Below are 17,237 nucleotides of genomic sequence, written 5' to 3'. Positions count from 1 at the left end.
TTCATTGGCGTCTTGAGGGCCCCGGTTGCGGTGATGATGGCGCGGGCGGTGCATCGATAACCACCGTCGCCAGCTTTTGCAATTCCGTTCGGGACAGTTCCTTCAGCCTGTCGGCGCGTGCCAGCGCCAACTCGATCTCCAGCAGGTTCATGGCCTCTAGATAGCGCTCGCGCGACGCTTCATCGCCGTGTTTGTCCGGATGGGCGTCCTCGACCTCTTCCAGGCGTTGTGTGGCGTTGCGTTCCAGTTCGTCGAAAACGTCAGGGTAAATATCTTTCAGATAACGGCTCCAGTAGTCACGCGAAATCAGATCGTCCAGAAACAGGCTGGAGGCCTCATCCGCCAATACCGCAGCCCGAGCATTGATCAAGCGCTGCCCGCTGATCGGCGTGTCGTATAGCGAGTGTTCTGGCTGACCCGGCAATTCCAGCCCGTCCGGCCAGCCGCGAGTCATGCCAAGCCGGTAACGCAGGCGGATTTGCGCCCGGTCTTGATGGCGTCCGGCGACTTCTGCCAGCCTGTCGACTCGTTCCAGTCGAAACAGCCGCCGAGTCAGATCGAGCAAGGCTCGCCCGCGAAGGTCCGGGCGGTCGTGCGGAATATCGCGCAGTGCGGTGTATTCATAAGCGCGAACCTCCAGCTCGCTGAACGTCAGGATTCGGCCATCCGGACACGCACCGTGCGTCTCGGCGTTGTGGAACATCAATTCGCGCAGTTCGCTGTTTTCTCCGGCAGCCTCCATGACACGCCACAACCGATGGGTCAGTTCGGCGCGCGCAACGCGGAAGTCCTGGGCATAACGCAACAGGTAGATCAGCTGAAAAAAGCGCTCGTGATTCGGCTCTTCCGCCAACCGCGTCCAAAGGGTTGTTCGCGTGGAGGCCAATGCCGGCGGAGCACCCGCAAGCCAGGGATTCAATGCTTCAGGCGATATAGCCAGAGCCGGATTAGAGACGGGTTCGACGGGCGCCACCACGGCATATATATCAACGCCGACAGCCCCCTCAGCAGAACCGTTGCTGTCACTGCCCGACTCTGAAAAACCACTTTCGTCGATGCCGAAGACGTGCGCGTCAATCATGCCGTCAATGTCCTCACGCGCAATGCCCAGTATCTCTGGAGCGTGGTTGACGCGGCTTTGGAATCTGAGTCGCTGTAACGCGTGAAGTGACAGTTCAGTGTTCTCCGACAAGTCCGTGCCCGCGATCAGTTGCGCGTGACTACCGTCGAAGAGTTCATCGGGAATCTCGGTAATGTCGTTGCCACTGAGGTTCAACGTCCGCAGGTTTGGCGCCTCGAGTGCTCCACCGGGCCAATCAATCAGCTGGTTGAAGCGCAGATCAAGCGTTTCGACAGCACCTGATCCAGGCGGGTTGAAAACCTGAAGTTCGTTATAACTGAGGTCGAGCCAGCGCAACCGGATACTACCGAGCAACGGATAGACGCTGGTGGCGCTGGACAGGTCGCAATATTGCATTTCCAGACGTTCCAGCTGACTCATGCGCAGCAGTGGCTCTGGAACAGCCGTCAGCCCATTGCCACTCAGTCTCAATGTCCTGAGATTGGCAAAGGCTCCCAGAAAACCGGATGCGCCGGCGGAGGTCATACCCACACCACTCAGATCCAGCGTGGTGACGCTCGCAAGCGGCACCGTCAGGCTTGGCAAGTCGCCAATCTGCAAGCCCTCAAGGCCGAGTGTCAGCCCTTCTGCATCGGGGCTATGTCCGAGTCCCGCACGCCATGCTTCGCGGATACGTACCGCCGCGCGAGAACGGCTTTGCGCAGATACTCGGCGCTCGCCCGTGGGTACACCCCGCGTAAACAGCCAGCCATTCAACTGCCGGGTCAGCCCTTCGCAAGCCTGATGCCATTGAGCGATCTGCACATCTATTTGCCCACTGCTCAAACCTGTTTCACGCAGGTTCTGCAATACCTGCACGGCGCGTTCCTGCGTCATGCCCGGATGCAGGCGCTGCAGATTGGTCAGTCTCCCGGCTTCGCCCGGGGATGCGATACGCTGTTCGGGAAGCACCAATAACAGGCTCGTCAACGACCAGCCCGACTGGCTCGGCAAAATGTTGTCCGGGACGGGCTCCTCGGCAAAACGTGCGAGTGTGCCTTCGGGTAACACAAAGCTGTGTTCGATGCGCTGCAACGCGGCGTTCAGAGCAACCTCACCGGCAGGACTGAAAGCATTGCCGCTCAGATTGACTTTCATCAGCGCGTGCGGATCGGCCAAGGCTTGTGGCGGGAGCGCTGCGATCGCGTTGTCACGCAAGTCGAGCCAGTACAACCGCTCGAGACGCTCGGCACCGGCAGGCCAGGCTTGCAACCGCGTCGCCCTGAGGTTCAGCGCCTGAAGGTGGCGGAAGGCGCTTACATCCAGTTGGCCCAGCGGGTTTGCTTGCAGGTTCAGGCTGCCGAGTCGTTGCAAGCCATTGAATTGTGCCTGCACCGCCGGGGTGATCACGATGCTGTTGGCCGATACATCGAGTTGTCTCAACGCTGGCAGATCAGCGGCAGCGAACGGCAACTCGGTGAAGTTGTTCCCCGTCATGACCAGCGTTTCGGTTGCACTGAACCCCCGGATAAAGGCGCGCGCCTGTTCGACGGGAACGTCCAGTTGCCCCAGGCGCAGCGTGCGGACATGGGCAAAGCTGCCGGCGGGCAATGCTGGCAATTCGATGATCTGCTCCATGCCTGCCTGTTCAATCAGCCCCACTCTCGATACAGGCAATTCGAACGTAGCAATGTCACCAGGCACGCCATAACGTTGGCGGATGGCGGCATTCCAGCTTTGCTTGAGGGCGCGTAAAATCCCCGCGTTGCGCCCCGTTGCCCATTGCCAGCGAAGCCCTGCAGAGCGCATCGCCTGCGGATGCGCCGGCATATGAAATTGGGCAAAGATTGCGTCGTGTTCAGCCCTGAGTCGGGTAATCGCCGTCATTCTCGCCTCGGGCGTTGTCCATGCGGCATCGAAGCTTGCCGGTAAGGGATCGAGCAGATCGGGCAAGGTCGCCATGAAGTCCAGCTCCGCCCGGCAATACTGGCTGACCATCTGATTCAGATCGACCAGATGGCCGAGCTCACCGGAGTAGTTGCGGACATATTCGTAAGCACGCATGAACTGCGCCGGAGCCAGCGCCGCCCAGTCCAGCGACAGTCCGGCCCAGAGCCGCTCTTGTCCGCTATACAGCGATTCGGGCAGCGTGCGTATTGCGCTGTGCGTCAGATCCAGACGTTCCAGTTGCGCGAGCCGCTCGACGTACGCCGGCCATTGCCATAACGCATGGGGCGCGTCGATGCGCAAGGAGCGCAAGTGCCGCAAAGGGCTCAGATCCAGCGCATGCAGGCTTCTGGCGTCGAAGCCGGCATAGTCGAGATGCAGCGTTTCCAGCGACGTAAGCGTACCCAGCGTTGCCGGAAAGTCCGCTGCCAGTGCTGGCGCATGGGTGGAAAAGCGCAGACTGACAAGCCGGGGCAACCGGGCGACCGCCGACGGCACTGAAGTGAGCGGCCGGGTTCTGGACGATAGATATTCCAGACCACGCTCAAGGTTGCCTATCGACAGATGGGTCACCTCGGGGAATTGCGCCAGAAAGGCATCCGCATTGGCGTCCGTCAAGCCGCTGCCAGCCACCGACAGCTCACGTATGTGTGCAAAAGAAGTGTTCAGCTCTGGCAACGGCGCATCACACACCAGCGCCAAGCGTGCCGCGTCCGGAACCTGCGCGGCGAGCGGCGCATTGCGCCATGCGTCGCGCACGGCCTGGGCAAACCGCGCCCTGCCCTGTGCAGCCTCGCTGCCGGACGGACCGGCCTGCCACTGGTCAAGCGCAGCGTTGAGCCCTTCCCACTCACGTTGGCGCATCTGCAACACCGAGAAGATTTGCTGGTCGGTCCGGCCACGTTGCTGCTGGAGGAATGCCTCCGCCTGTTGCGGGCCCGGATAGAGCTCCATCACCCGCACCCAAAGCGAGGGAAGCAGGCCGGAGCCACGCCCGCTCGCGTAATAGCCCTTCAGCGTGGCGCCGATTCGGCTCGGTGCTTTGAACCGCTTGGCCTGTGGCGCCAGTAATTGCGCAACGCCCTCACGGTGCTTGAACGCAGACTCGATAACCTTGCGCTGCAACGCATGACTTCGGCTGCCATCGCTCAATCCCATCGCGGCGGCATTGTCATCGGGCAGCACGCGCATGATTGCGCGGTAAAAGCTGTCAGCCGGTCTGGGCGTGCTGTTGAGCGGTTGCCCTCGATCGTCGAAGGCCTGGTAAAACAGCCCGTCTTTGATTAGATACTTTCGGTTGGCCGCGGTGTTTTCACCGAGGCTGTCGAGCAACGCGCCAGTCGGACTGCCCGCGCGAATTTCCAGACGTAACGACTGCGGCCAGCCCGGTAACTTTGACATCGCATGTAAGGCGAGGCGGCGGCTATCCGCCGACGCAAGGTTTTCGCTGTGCAAACCGGCAAATGCGCGCGTCTGGCGGCCGCGACCGGCATGCCAGCGCGCTTCTTCAAGCATGTTCAGCGGTGCCCGCCTGGTTGTGTCCAGACGCACCCGTTCCGCCGGTGTGGCGTGATCGAGCACATCCTGCGCGGCGGCCTCGCTCAGACCAGGCGTTTCGCGCCGCAGGATACGCAGGCGAACACTGTCCGGCTCACTGCTGCGGTACAGACTCTCAACAATTGAAGCCTGGCGCGTATAAACATGCTCCGTCAGCTGCTGGCCGAACGCCTCGGGCCGCGCTACACGAAATTGCGCGGTTTCCCTGCCAAGCAAATAGTTGATCTCGTTCTCTTCCAGTCCCGCAAGAATCCGTTCGGGCATTTGCCCATTCAGCACCTGTGTGCGCGTGAGCTGGATCGCTGGCTTGATGCTGACTCCGGGCACGGCTTTTTCGCTGCCATAGCGAATCGACGGCCCTGACAGCTCGGGGCCGGCGAAGACCTCCAATACCCGATCGTAGGGCCAGCGCGGCATTTGCGTGACCAGCGGCAAAGCCAGCAAATAACGGTCATCAATCGGTGTCGCGCCGCGCAATTGCTCGATCATTTGCACGGCTTGTGCATCAGCTTTGAACAAGCGCAGGGCGTCGCGCAACTCGGGCGGCGCGGACGCGTGATCCAGGTGCATCTTGCGTAAGCTGTTTTCGCTGACGCCGCTGACATCGGCCAGCGTCAGCAACATTTCATCAGAGAGCCCATCGGTCACATGCCCCATGCGCCGCAACAGCGTCAGGCGATTCCAGCTCATCGGTTGTTCCAGCGTATGGCGCCAGGCACCCTGGCCATTGTGTTGCAGCACTGGCTGGTAAGCGTTGGGCTCAGCGGGATGTTTGATCCGCCACTGCGCTGTGCTCGGATCGACAATCAGCTCGTAGACCTTTTCGCCCTGACGCAGGTAAGTCTTGCCGTCGAGTTGATACCGGCCCGACTGATCCGGCCCGGTCGCGTCACTCAAGCTGATGTCTTGCTGGTAGCCGCTGAGGTCTGGGTTCCACAGGCGTGTTTCGCCGTTGGGCAAGGTCACCGGGTGCAAGTCCTCGATCACCGGTTCCGGCTTGACCGCGCCGAGCTTGCGAAGACCTGCCCCGGCGGCGCTCATTACACCGAGGAGTGCGAGGTTTTCCGCGACATCGATCAAATGCGCCTTGGCTGCGTGCTTGTCGCCCTCACTCCATTCGAGCGCGCCCTCGAAGGTTTCGTACAGCAGTTGCCCCGCCATGATCGCCAGCATGACCTCGCCGAGTACCGGCACGAACATGGACACCAGGTTGAGCACCAGCAGCCCGACTTGCAGCAGGGCCGCAAGTTTTGCATCGCGCACCTTGGCGTCGATGTCACTCGACGGCACCGCATGACTACGGGCATCGGCCAGCACTTTTTCGCAATGCTGCGTATAGAGCCTGGCCCAGAGGTCGCTGTTTTCAGCCCATGGATCGCGCTCATTGTGCGCCATGATCGAGACGGCAATATAAGGGTCAGGCTCTGGTTCCATTGGCGGATACTCAGGTGGCAACTCCTTGAAATCGACAAAAGCCGACAACATACCGAATGCCGCCGGAACTCTGCGCCAGGGCGACGAAATGATATTCGGCGGCGAATCGGCTGACTCGCGCACGAACTGACTGAAATAGTAAGGGCGCTGGTCATAATCCAGGAACTGGCTGATGAATTGCTGGTACGGCGTCGGCCCGGCACTCTGCTCCGCTTGTGTATCCCGGGCGGTCAATCGGCGCTTGAACGTCTCCTCCATTTGCGTCCCGGTGTAGCGCTTCAGCGGATGCTCGGGATCATTGGGCACGTAGACAATGACTGCTTCAGGGGCGCGACGCCTCTGGCCAATAGCAAAAGCGACGCAGCCGGTCAGTCTGTGCCGCATCAGACTCAAATCATGAAACCAGACCTGCCTGCCGCTCACCTCAGGATGTTTTTCACCGTCGATGACCGAGACGATCATCGCGTGTTCCTCAGGCCGAATATCCTTGGTCAGCAACGCTTGCTCGGCCGCCGCCCGCATGGCGGCTTTCTGGCTGGCAATGAACTGCGTGCGCAATGTCTTTGCCAGGTCTGGGTCGGCAGTGTGGAAAAACGCCTTGAGATACGCCTGGTACTTCGCGCCAAGATCCAGATGACGGCACAAACGCAGAAACTCCATGACGGTCAGGTTGACCGTTACGGGCGCAAAAGTACCGGCCGTGGTGGTTTCTTCCTCAAAACCCGAACTGTCGTGAAAGGCACCGGGCAGGCATTCGCGGATTTCGAAATTATGCAGTGCAGCCTGAAGCATCGTCAGGTTCAAGACTTCGAACGAGCCGATTTCCACACTGAAAATACCCATGGTCAAAGAACGCCGGAGGCTGAGGAACGTCTTGTCGACATCGACAGTGACCTTGCAGCGTTCTTGCAGCGCTTGCGTCAGTAGCGGGCGGGCAAACGCGTCGATGTCCTTGAGCGGAGACATTGTTTTGTCCAGTGCAGACTGGGCCAGGACACTGTTCCTGAAACTGCTGTCCAGCACCTGGCGTTGCTGCGACGACGCTTGTCTGTACCAGGCCGGTATCACTGGCCTGGCCTGTCTGATCTCATCCTTCCTTTGCGCAGCAGCGTCGACCAGCCATTGCGGAACCGCGCCTTCGAGATACGCAGCGTGGAGACTGCCCGTGACCACAGGTTTGGCTGGTTTGTCGTTGACCTGCTGGGGGCTGGAATCGGGGGACATACATCGCTCCTGTAAATGGAGCGTCAGCAGACCATCCCGGGCGAACGCCTCTGCGGTACATAGTTATCGCCCCATGACGCAGTTGTAACGATATGTCTGGGCGGCCACCTCAGGCGCATGCGCGTATGTTGACTATGCTTGTAAGGCACGACTTTCGAAGAGGGATTTATGGACGATCCAGTCGACAACAAACCGCCGACCTTCTGGCAGATGCTGCACAGCGTGATGGCGGCGGCGTTCGGGGTGCAGAGCGGCAAGAACCGGGCAAGGGACTTCACCCATGGCAAACCCAGCCATTTCGTGATGCTGGGCATTCTGTTCACGGCGGTGTTTGCGCTGACGCTGTTTGCCATCGTCAAACTGGTGCTGCATTTCGCCGGGGTCTGACGCGGTCAGCGCATCAGGGTCTGCAAGGTGAACGGGTAGCGATACGACGCCGGTTGCCCTTTGGCCGAGAGCTTGCGGAAATTCACGCCGTAGTCAGGCGACGTGCCCATGGCCAGCATTTGCCGGGCGTGCGCTTTGTCGATCAATTGCAACAAGGGAATCTGCCGGTCACGGCCGCCGTAGTGATTCAAATCGACGCCTTGCTCAACATCATGCAACTCGACCAACGCCCAGCCGCCCAGGGTGAAATGCCCGCCGACCAGCGCGCTCAAACGCCCGTCAACCAACGCCTGCAAGGCCGCCGGTGAGGTATTGACCGCACTGAACAAGGCATCTTTGCCGGGGACTTTGCCGGTCTCGGCGTAAGCGCGCATCGCGCCGAAGGCCATTTCATCATTGGTCGACCACACCAGCGACACCTTCGGGTAGCGGGCAAACAGCTGTTTGGCCTGCTCATAGGCGCGCTCTTGGGTCCAGCCGCTGTAGACCAATTGCCGCAGACGCATCTGTGGGTGTTCGGCCAACGCCCGCTGCATGCCGCGCTCGCGCAATTGTGCCGAGGGGGTGACCTTCAACCCGGAGAACGCCAACACTTCAATCGGCTCAGCAGCGGGCGTCGGTGGGTGCAAGCGGATCAGTTCCTTCATCATCAGGTAACCGCCCTCCTCGTCGTTCGGCACCAGGCTGCCGATGCGGTCGTTCCGCTCACCGACCAGCGCTTGTTGGTCAGGTGTCAGCGCCGCGTTGACCATAAACAGCTTCACGCCGCTGTTCTCGGCCAGGCGCAGAATTTGCGGGGCGACGTATTGTTCGTTGACGAACACCAGGTACTCGGGACGATTCGGCCCCTGCAACGCGATGCGCGCCTGAGCCAGGGTCAGTTCGGGCTGACGTTGGGAATAGAGAATCTGCAGATCGATGCCCAGATCATGGGCGGCCGCCTGCATGAACTGCGAATAGCTGACCCAGAACGCTTCCTGCGTCGAGCCCGGATTCAAAAACAGCACAGACTCTGCCCGCGCGCTGGTCTGAAACAGCGCGCCGAACAACAGAAGACTGATGTGGACAAACTTGAACATGAAGCATCCAGGCCCAAGGAAAAATGGCCGCGCATTATAGCCCTCGTTCCACCGGCTATTGATGCCTGATCCCGTTTTTTGTCCGACAATCTGTCGGAAGCGGGCCCGGATGGGTCGTTTACTGATGACTGACCCAGAATACCGCTGTCCCTACTACGAGAATGATCAGGAACAAAATGGCCCACGCATCGACACTGCTGTCGCTTTTTCTTGCCTTGGTCGGATTGCTCATTGCATCGCCTCTTGTCGGTTTTATCGGTGATTGCAGAAAGACTCGACCACAGTTAAGACGATGATTGTCCGCACGACAAATGTGGGTTAGTTGACAGCTATTCTCGTTAGGCGATTTGGTTCTTTACATATACTCAAACATCACTTTTGCGCATAACTGCAAACGGGTATATTGCCCCGGCTCCGTTAGGGAGTGCGCGGCCGTGCGCGCAGAATTGCAGAGGCACAATCGGACTCCAGCAAGCGAAAACGCAGTGCTACTCCGAATGGCCCAAGCCTGAGAACAGGACTTATATGTACGTATACGACGAGTACGATCAGCGGATCATCGAGGACCGCGTCAAGCAGTTCCGTGATCAGACCCGACGCTATCTGGCAGGTGAGCTGAGCGAAGAAGAATTCCGCCCCCTGCGCCTGCAAAATGGCCTGTACATCCAGCGCTTCGCGCCGATGTTGCGTGTGGCGGTGCCTTACGGCCAGCTGACTTCGCGTCAGACGCGCATGATGGCCAAGATTGCCCGCGACTACGACAAGGGCTACGCCCACATCAGTACGCGGCAGAACGTGCAGTTCAACTGGCCGGCGGTGGAAGACATCCCGGACATTCTGGCTGAACTGGCCACCGTGCAGATGCACGCGATCCAGACCAGCGGCAACTGCCTGCGCAACGTCACCACCGACCAGTTCGCCGGTGTCGCTGCGGACGAAGTGATTGATCCGCGCCCATGGTGCGAGATCGTCCGTCAGTGGACCACGTTCCACCCGGAATTCGCCTACCTGCCGCGTAAGTTCAAGATCGCCGTCAACGGTTCGACCGCTGACCGTGCGGCCATTGAAGTTCACGACATCGGCCTTGAGCCGGTGCACAACGCCGCTGGCGAACTGGGCTTCCGCGTGCTGGTCGGTGGTGGCCTCGGTCGTACTCCGGTGGTCGGCGCGTTCATCAACGAGTTCCTGCCGTGGCAGGACCTGTTGAGCTACCTCGACGCCATCCTGCGCGTGTACAACCGCTACGGCCGTCGCGACAACAAATACAAGGCGCGGATCAAGATTCTCGTCAAAGCGCTCACGCCGGAGGTGTTCGCGCAGAAAGTCGATGCGGAAATGGAACACCTGCGCGGTGGCCAGACCACACTGACCGAAGCCGAACTGCATCGCGTCGCCAAGCACTTCGTCGACCCGGACTACAAGGCGCTGGACAACCAGACCGCGCAACTGGCCGAGCTGGACAAAGAGCATCCAGGCTTCGCTCGCTGGCGCACCCGCAACACCCTGGCGCATAAAAAGCCGGGCTACGTGGCCGTGACCCTGTCGCTGAAGCCGACCGGCGTTGCCCCGGGCGACATCACCGACAAGCAGCTCGACGCCGTCGCCGATCTGGCCGACCGCTACAGCTTTGGTCAACTGCGCACCTCGCACGAGCAGAACATCATTCTTGCCGACGTCGAGCAAAGCCAGTTGTTTGCCCTGTGGGGTGAGCTGCGTGAAGGCGGTTTCGCCACGCCGAACATCGGCTTGCTGACCGACATCATCTGCTGCCCTGGCGGTGATTTCTGCTCGCTGGCCAACGCCAAGTCGATCCCGATTGCCGAGTCTATCCAGCGTCGCTTCGACGACCTCGACTACCTGTTCGACATCGGTGAGCTGGACCTGAACATCTCCGGCTGCATGAACGCTTGTGGTCACCACCACGTCGGCCACATCGGCATCCTCGGGGTGGACAAGAAAGGCGAAGAGTTCTATCAGGTCTCCCTCGGCGGCAGCGCCAGCCGTGATGCGAGCCTGGGCAAGATCCTCGGCCCGTCCTTCGCCCAGGAAGCCATGCCGGACGTGATCTCGAAGCTGATCGACGTGTACGTTGAACAACGTACTGAAGACGAGCGCTTCATTGACACCTACCAGCGTATTGGCATCGACCTCTTCAAGGAACGCGTCTATGCAGCGAATCATTAAGAACAACGCGGTCGTCGACGAAACCTGGCACTTGCTGCCCAAGGATTTCAACATCGACGAGATCAGCAACTGCGACGACCTGATCGTGCCGCTGCAACTGTGGCGTGAACACGGTCGCATGCTCAAGGCTCGCGACGGTGGTCTGGGTGTGTGGCTGGACGCCGACGAAGAAGCCGAGGAAATCGGTGAAGACGTCGCCGAGTTCCAGGTGATTGCCCTGAACTTCCCGGCTTTCACTGACGGCCGCAACTACTCCAACGCCCGCCTGCTGCGCGACCGTTACGGTTTCAAAGGTGAACTGCGGGCGATTGGTGACGTGCTGCGCGATCAGCTGTTCTACATGCACCGCTGTGGTTTCGACGCCTTTGCCGTGCGTGCGGACAAAGACCCGTACGAAGCTTTGGAAGGTCTCAAGGACTTTTCGGTGACCTATCAGGCCGCCACCGACGAACCGCTGCCGCTGTTCCGTCGCCGCTGAAGGTTTGCTGCGGACAAAAAAAGCCGGTCATGTGACCGGCGTTTTTTTATGCCTGCTCGAATTACCAGAAGCGCTGCTGGGTCAGACGACTCCACCAGCTCAGCAGTACGCGGTCGACCGAGCCGCTGGCGGCCATGCCAATACGTTCCTGCAAGCTTTTGCGCTCGGCGTAGTGCAGGTGGTAGACCTCAGCCTTTTTCGCCCGGTCGGCCAGGTATTCATCGCTGGTCTTGAGTTCATCGACCAATTGCTTATCCAGCGCGGCGACGCCGAGCCAGACTTCACCGGTAGCCACGTCGTCAATCGCCAGTTGCGGGCGATAGCGGGCCACGAAGTTCTTGAACAGTTGATGGGTGATGTCCAGGTCTTCCTGAAACTTCTCCCGGCCCTTCTCGGTGTTTTCGCCAAACACGGTCAGGGTGCGCTTGTACTCACCGGCGGTGAGGACTTCAAAGTCGATGTCGTGTTTCTTCAGCAAGCGGTTGACGTTGGGCAGCTGTGCAACCACGCCGATCGAGCCGAGAATCGCGAACGGCGCGCTGATGATCTTCTCGCCGATGCACGCCATCATGTAGCCGCCGCTGGCCGCGACCTTGTCGATGCACACGGTCAACGGTACGCCGGCCTCGCGGATACGCGCCAGTTGCGATGATGCCAGACCATAGCTGTGAACCATGCCGCCGCCGCTTTCCAGACGCAGGACCACTTCGTCCTTTGGCGTGGCGAGCGTCAGCAACGCAGTGATTTCGTGGCGCAGGCTTTCGGTGGCGGAAGCTTTGATGTCGCCGTCGAAATCGAGGACGAATACGCGGGATTTGGCGTCAGGTTGTTTCTTCTGCTTTTTCGCGCTTTTTTCGGACTTGGCTTCGCCTTTGCGCAAAGCCTTGAGCTGATCCTTGTCGAGCAACGTCTGCTCCAGGCGCTCACGCAGGCCCTTGTAGAAATCATTGAGTTTGCTGACCTGCAACTGACCGGCCGATTTGCGCCGGCCCTTGCTGCGCAATGCGGCAAAACTGGCAAGCACCACCAGAATGGCGACTACCAGGGTGACGGTCTTGGCCAGGAAGCTGGCGTATTCGGTGAAAAACTCCACAAAGACTCCTTAAACAATGCGCGGATGTGAGACACACGCGGGATGGCTCCAGCATACCCATGCGTCGGCTTGTCGGCCAGCCGTGAAACCTCTGGCAACACCCCTGTAACGGGCATTTCAAACAAGCGTATGTTTTTTCATTGACAGCTACCCGTCATCCTCATAACCTCGCCACAACCTTCAACGTACCGGGATGACGCGGACGTGGGCAGCATCTACTTGATACGACATGGCCAGGCCTCCTTTGGTGCAGACGACTATGACGTCCTGTCGCCGACCGGTGTGCGTCAGGCAGAAATCCTCGGTCAGCACCTCGCTGAACTGGGCATCAGCTTCGATCGCTGCCTCGCCGGTGACCTGCGTCGCCAACAGCACACGGCCACCAGCGCGCTGGCGCAATACGCCGCCAAAGGCCTGCCGGTGCCGACCCTGGAAACCGATTCTGCGTTCAACGAATTCGATGCCGACGCGGTCATTCGCGCGCTGCTCCCGGACATGCTCGCGGACGAGCCGGAAGCCCTCGACATCCTGCGCAACGCCGCACAGAACCGTGGCGAATTCCAACGGATTTTCGCCTTGATCATCGAGCGCTGGCTGGCCGGCACTTTTGACACGCCGGGGCTGGAAAGCTGGCTGGGTTTCGTCGAACGGGTTCAGGCCGGACTGCAGCGAATTCTTGAACAGGCTGGCGACAAACAGAAAATCGCCGTGTTCACCTCCGGCGGCACCATCACCGCCCTGCTCCACCTCATTACGCAAATGCCTGCCAGACAGGCCTTTGAATTGAACTGGCAAATCGTCAACACCTCGCTCAACCAGCTGAAGTTCCGCGGTCGCGAGGTGGCTTTGGCCTCCTTCAACAGTCATGCACACCTGCAGCTGTTGAAGGCACCGGAACTCATCACTTTCCGCTGAGTCCGGTTAACTGTGAACCTTGCTGTAATCAACCCATAAGGATCGAACCATGACCTCCGTAGCCGATGCCGTAAAAGCAATGCAAGCCAAGTTCAACCCAGCCGCTGCTGCCGGTCTGGATCTGGTTTTCGGTTTCAACATCACTGACGAAGACAAGCAGTACTCGCTGATCGTCAAAGACGGCACCTGCGATATCCAGGAAGGCGAGAACCCGGACGCCAACTGCACGCTGGTACTGGATAGCGAAACCCTTAAAGGTATCGTCAGCGGCGAAACCGACGGCATGCAGGCTTTCATGGGCGGCAAGCTGCGCGTTGAAGGCGACATGATGCTGTCGATGAAACTGTCCGAGCTGTTCCCGTCGTAATAGCGACGTTCAGCGGCATAAGAATCCCGCCTTCATGGCGGGATTTTTTCATTCGCGCGCTCAAATTTACTGCGCATTCCCGCTCCCACATTCTGTTGCCCTGCCTTCGGCGGCAATGGCCGGCAGCGTGTTGATGGCCAGCCGCAAGGCCAGGCTCAAAGGTAATTTGACGGGTAAAAACTGAGTCATGAACAGCATCTTTGCTTGTCAGGCCAATGCCATGTCCTTCAACAACCGGGTATCCAGGCCAAACCTTTCTTGAGAGACCATTTTGAACTGCCCCTCTGCCAGCTCGCAGCTCACCAGCAGATTCCAGGAATACCGAGTCGCCGCCGAGGGGATCAGCACAAACGGATGTTCGGCCAGCAGCGCCTCGGCAAACAACTGCTGATTGGGTGAAGGTCGGGCGGGGCTTAACCAGTACGGATTCGGCACCTCTTCCGGCTGCACGATTCTGACCTTGGCATCGCTGATGACTTCAAAGCACGTCAGCACGTATGGCTCACTGTCGAGCGCATCAAAACTGTTATTAGCTGCCACCTCCAGAATGGCCGAAGACGGATCGACTGATGCATAAACGACTCGCCGGCCAGGCACATTCCATCGACCTCCATTCAGCTCTGAACCTATCCCGCTGTCCCACGTAGTCCCGTAAACCTCGGGATCCAGCCGCCAGGCATACCAGTGCTCGTCCCAAGGCAAGGGATTCATGGGTAAACCCCGGACATGATCTGCCACAAATATTGCTCCACCATCTGGAAACCCAGTGGATGTCGGATAAATTCCAATGGCACGCGGCCGCTCAGATAAGGGCTGGGTTTCTGCATCCATACCTCCGCCCGCGATTGCCCGGCGAATGCCCGAGTGGCCATCTCCAGCACCAGCGCATATTGGTAGGCGACGACACTCTGTTGCGGGTCAAGCCGTACCGGTTTGCCTTCCTTCATGTGCCGGCGCACGGTTCTTACAGACTTGCCGGTGATACGTTTGACCATGTCTTCGCGCAGATACAACTCGCAAGTTGAAAGCATGTTGACGACATCGTTCAGCTCAAAGCCCTCGTCGGTAAGGCGGATGATCAGCAGGGCATCGTCACCGATGTTCTGGCCGTTCACGAGCAGATCGACAGGCTTGCCCGCGACCTTCTTCAGCCCCGTCAGCCGGGGCGCTTTGGGTGTGGGCATCACGATATCCTCCATGGGGCATCTGGCGCGATCGTCGATCCAGAAATTGCGCAGGGAATAAACAGAGGTTTCATGCTCAATGTGTGGGGTACGCATAATTGATCCTTGATCCGGGAGCCTGAGCGTTCAAGCCGCTCAGCGACTTCAATGTCAGGACCGATGCTATAGATCGCGCTTCCGACGACCAACCTGAAAAGGTCGTCGGAAATATCCCCTGCTTGCCGCAAAACCCTGCATTTTCCGTAGGACGTAAACACAAAAAATCCTGCCATCAGCCGCCGCAGTGATCACTCACATCCAGCCACCACTGCCGCCCGTCTGGCTCTAAGCCAGGCGCGACTGTGCAGCAGCCTCGGCGACACTTTAAGCAATAAAAAATCACCACATTCAAACCACTGAACATAAGGCGCTTGGTCGCCGCAGAAACATTGGCTGACAGAACGTTGACCTCGATCACTGGCGCGTGGGTGGTCACTGATTAATCTCGCGGCTCAATCGAAGGCCAGGGACGGCTCAGCGAGAGCCCACGGCCGAATCCACTCAAGGAAGAGCAATCATGCGATCACTCAACATCATTCTGCTGTCGTCTGCGTTCAACGGCCTGACTCAACGCGCCTGGCTGGAACTGCGCGAGGCCGGGCACTCACCCAGCGTTGTGCTGTTTACCGATGAACAGAGCGTGTGCGAACAGATCGAACACAGCGGCGCGGATCTGGTGATCTGCCCGTTCCTCAAGGACCGCGTGCCGCAGGCGCTGTGGAGCAACACCGAACGGCCGGTGGTGATCATCCATCCGGGTATCGTCGGCGATCGAGGCGCCAGTGCCCTCGACTGGGCGATTACCAATGAACTGCCAAGCTGGGGCGTCACCGCGTTGCAGGCAGTTGAGGAAATGGACGCCGGTCCGGTGTGGGCCACCTGCGAATTCAACCTGCCGGCGGGCCTGCGCAAATCCGAGCTGTACAACGGCCGGGTCAGTGATGCGGCGACTCGTTGTATTCGCGAAGTGGTGGAGAAATTCATGGAAAGGTTTGAACCGGTTGCCCTCGACTATGCCGACACGAAAGTACGCGGACGCTTGCAGCCGAACATGAAGCAGGTCGACCGCAGCTTCAGCTGGCACGATTGCGCACGCTTTATCAAACGCTGCATCGATGCTGCCGACGGCCAGCCCGGCGTGTTGGCGAGCCTCGCCGGCGGTCAGTATTACGTGTACGACGCGCACCTGGATTCGCGTAGCGGCATGCCCGGCGAGATTCTCGCGGTGCATGACGATGCGGTGCTGGTCGCCGCCGGTGATCAAAGCCTGTGGATCGGCGCGCTACGGCGCAAACCGCAACCTGGCGAAGAGACCTTCAAGCAACCGGCGCGGCACGTGCTGGCCGGGCAACTGGCCGAGGTGCCTGTGCTGGACTGGTCGATCGCCACGCACCCGTTCAGTAACGAAGCCTATCAACCGATCCGCTACCGGGAATCCGGCATCGTCGGTGAGCTGACCTTCGAGTTCTACAACGGCGCCATGAGCACCGAGCAGTGCCAGCGCATGGTCGCCGCACTGCGCTGGGCCAAATCCCGTGATACCCAGGTGTTGTTGATCAAGGGTGGGCGCGGCAGTTTTTCCAACGGCGTGCATTTGAACGTGATTCAGGCCGCGCAGGATCCTGGCGCCGAAGCCTGGGCGAATATTCAGGCAATCGATGATGTCTGCGCAGAACTGCTGACGGCCCGGCAACTGGTGGTCAGTGGCGTCACCGGCAACGCGGGCGCCGGTGGTGTGATGCTTGCGCTGGCGGCCGACATTGTCTTTGCCCGCGCCGATATCGTGCTCAATCCGCATTACAAGAGCATGGGCTTGTACGGCTCCGAATACTGGACCTACAGCCTGCCCCGCGCCGTCGGCCCGGCAATGGCCGAGCAATTGACCCAGGCTTGCCTGCCGGTAAGCGCGGTACAGGCGTGGCAACTGGGCATGGTTCAGGAAATCGGCCCGCGCTGCCCGGACGAGTTTGCCCTGTGGTTGCTGCAACGGGCCAACAGCGTGGTGAGCGATCCGACTTACGCGGCGGTACGCGAGCGCAAGGCACGGGTTGATCAGGTATTGATCCAGCAATGCCGCGAAACCGAGCTGCAGGAGATGCAGGAAGACATGCTCTACAACCGTAATCAGTTTGCCGAGAAGTGCCGAAATTTTGTCTTCAAGCGCAAGGTGTGTGGCACGCCGGCGCGGTTGATTGAAGAGTGGGCGCGGGTGCGTTCGGTTGAGTTGGCCAGTTGATTTCGCGGTGACTGCTTTCCCCTCACCCTAGCCCTCTCCCAAGGGAGAGGGAA

Annotated in this window: 12 protein-coding genes; 6 read left to right on the top strand and 6 right to left on the bottom strand. The window is 59.6% G+C overall.

From position 1 onward, the window contains the following. Position 1: 1 nt before the first annotated feature. A complete protein-coding gene (locus HU754_RS13095) occupies positions 2–7,222 on the bottom strand; it encodes a dermonecrotic toxin domain-containing protein (protein ID WP_186624541.1) in 7,221 nt (2,406 codons plus the stop codon). A gap of 168 nt (positions 7,223–7,390) precedes the next feature. Between HU754_RS13095 and HU754_RS13090 the strand changes: the two genes are divergently transcribed. Continuing rightward, positions 7,391–7,609, top strand: a complete 219-nt coding sequence (locus HU754_RS13090) for a DUF2970 domain-containing protein (protein ID WP_016983294.1) — start codon at positions 7,391–7,393, stop codon at positions 7,607–7,609. Positions 7,610–7,614: 5 nt separating this feature from the next. On the opposite strand, the gene HU754_RS13085 is transcribed toward HU754_RS13090, so the two are convergent. Beyond that, a complete protein-coding gene (locus HU754_RS13085) occupies positions 7,615–8,688 on the bottom strand; it encodes an ABC transporter substrate-binding protein (RefSeq protein WP_186624540.1) in 1,074 nt (357 codons plus the stop codon). A gap of 525 nt (positions 8,689–9,213) precedes the next feature. On the opposite strand from HU754_RS13085, the gene HU754_RS13080 reads away from it, so the two are divergent. Together HU754_RS13080 and HU754_RS13075 are read left to right on the top strand one after the other, a co-directional pair. Beyond that, positions 9,214–10,872, top strand: coding sequence for a nitrite/sulfite reductase (locus HU754_RS13080; RefSeq protein ID WP_095126375.1), 1,659 nt, complete (start codon positions 9,214–9,216; stop codon positions 10,870–10,872). Next, the gene (locus HU754_RS13075) at positions 10,856–11,350 is read left to right on the top strand and encodes a DUF934 domain-containing protein (RefSeq protein WP_186624539.1); all 495 of its coding nucleotides are present in this window, start codon (positions 10,856–10,858) and stop codon (positions 11,348–11,350) included. Before HU754_RS13080 ends, HU754_RS13075 begins: the two co-directional genes overlap by 17 nt. Positions 11,351–11,411: 61 nt before the next feature. Here the strand turns inward: HU754_RS13075 and sohB are convergent, their stop codons facing one another. Next, complete coding sequence (sohB, locus tag HU754_RS13070; protein WP_093430860.1) at positions 11,412–12,443, bottom strand: protease SohB; 1,032 nt, start codon at positions 12,441–12,443, stop codon at positions 11,412–11,414. A 204-nt stretch (positions 12,444–12,647) separates the two neighbouring features. Here sohB and HU754_RS13065 point away from each other — a divergent pair, with 204 nt between their 5' ends. After that, entirely contained in the window at positions 12,648–13,358 is a 711-nt protein-coding gene (locus tag HU754_RS13065; RefSeq protein ID WP_186624538.1) for a histidine phosphatase family protein, read from the top strand. 49 nt (positions 13,359–13,407) lie between these two features. Beyond that, positions 13,408–13,725, top strand: coding sequence for an SCP2 sterol-binding domain-containing protein (locus tag HU754_RS13060; RefSeq protein WP_007912567.1), 318 nt, complete (start codon positions 13,408–13,410; stop codon positions 13,723–13,725). Between the two features lie 66 nt (positions 13,726–13,791). On the opposite strand, the gene HU754_RS29620 is transcribed toward HU754_RS13060, so the two are convergent. Genes HU754_RS29620 through HU754_RS13050 form a run of 3 tightly spaced genes read right to left on the bottom strand, consistent with a single transcriptional unit; the run spans position 13,792 to position 14,909 of the window. Further along, positions 13,792–13,914, bottom strand: a complete 123-nt coding sequence (locus tag HU754_RS29620) for a hypothetical protein (RefSeq protein WP_264082806.1) — start codon at positions 13,912–13,914, stop codon at positions 13,792–13,794. 18 nt (positions 13,915–13,932) lie between these two features. Beyond that, positions 13,933–14,436 (bottom strand): RES family NAD+ phosphorylase, encoded by a 504-nt coding sequence (locus tag HU754_RS13055; RefSeq protein WP_093430855.1) that lies wholly within the window; start codon positions 14,434–14,436, stop codon positions 13,933–13,935. Further along, positions 14,433–14,909, bottom strand: coding sequence for an MbcA/ParS/Xre antitoxin family protein (locus HU754_RS13050; RefSeq protein ID WP_186624537.1), 477 nt, complete (start codon positions 14,907–14,909; stop codon positions 14,433–14,435). The genes HU754_RS13055 and HU754_RS13050 overlap by 4 nt, the downstream gene beginning before the upstream one ends. A 556-nt stretch (positions 14,910–15,465) precedes the next feature. On the opposite strand from HU754_RS13050, the gene HU754_RS13045 reads away from it, so the two are divergent. Then, complete coding sequence (locus tag HU754_RS13045; RefSeq protein WP_186624536.1) at positions 15,466–17,184, top strand: hydrogenase maturation protein; 1,719 nt, start codon at positions 15,466–15,468, stop codon at positions 17,182–17,184. Positions 17,185–17,237 lie beyond the last annotated feature (53 nt).

It is taken from the genome of Pseudomonas zeae, from assembly GCF_014268485.2.
Lineage (GTDB): Bacteria > Pseudomonadota > Gammaproteobacteria > Pseudomonadales > Pseudomonadaceae > Aquipseudomonas > Aquipseudomonas neuropathica.
This window is presented reverse-complemented; position numbering and strand designations above follow the sequence as displayed.

Coding starts and splice junctions, on each gene's coding strand:
- HU754_RS13095 (WP_186624541.1), bottom strand. CDS start 7,222: ATGTCCCCCGATTCCAGCCCCCAGCAGGTCAACGACAAACCAGCCAAA.
- HU754_RS13090 (WP_016983294.1), top strand. CDS start 7,391: ATGGACGATCCAGTCGACAACAAACCGCCGACCTTCTGGCAGATGCTG.
- HU754_RS13085 (WP_186624540.1), bottom strand. CDS start 8,688: ATGTTCAAGTTTGTCCACATCAGTCTTCTGTTGTTCGGCGCGCTGTTT.
- HU754_RS13080 (WP_095126375.1), top strand. CDS start 9,214: ATGTACGTATACGACGAGTACGATCAGCGGATCATCGAGGACCGCGTC.
- HU754_RS13075 (WP_186624539.1), top strand. CDS start 10,856: ATGCAGCGAATCATTAAGAACAACGCGGTCGTCGACGAAACCTGGCAC.
- HU754_RS13060 (WP_007912567.1), top strand. CDS start 13,408: ATGACCTCCGTAGCCGATGCCGTAAAAGCAATGCAAGCCAAGTTCAAC.
- HU754_RS29620 (WP_264082806.1), bottom strand. CDS start 13,914: ATGACTCAGTTTTTACCCGTCAAATTACCTTTGAGCCTGGCCTTGCGG.
- HU754_RS13055 (WP_093430855.1), bottom strand. CDS start 14,436: ATGAATCCCTTGCCTTGGGACGAGCACTGGTATGCCTGGCGGCTGGAT.
- HU754_RS13050 (WP_186624537.1), bottom strand. CDS start 14,909: ATGCCCACACCCAAAGCGCCCCGGCTGACGGGGCTGAAGAAGGTCGCG.
- HU754_RS13045 (WP_186624536.1), top strand. CDS start 15,466: ATGCGATCACTCAACATCATTCTGCTGTCGTCTGCGTTCAACGGCCTG.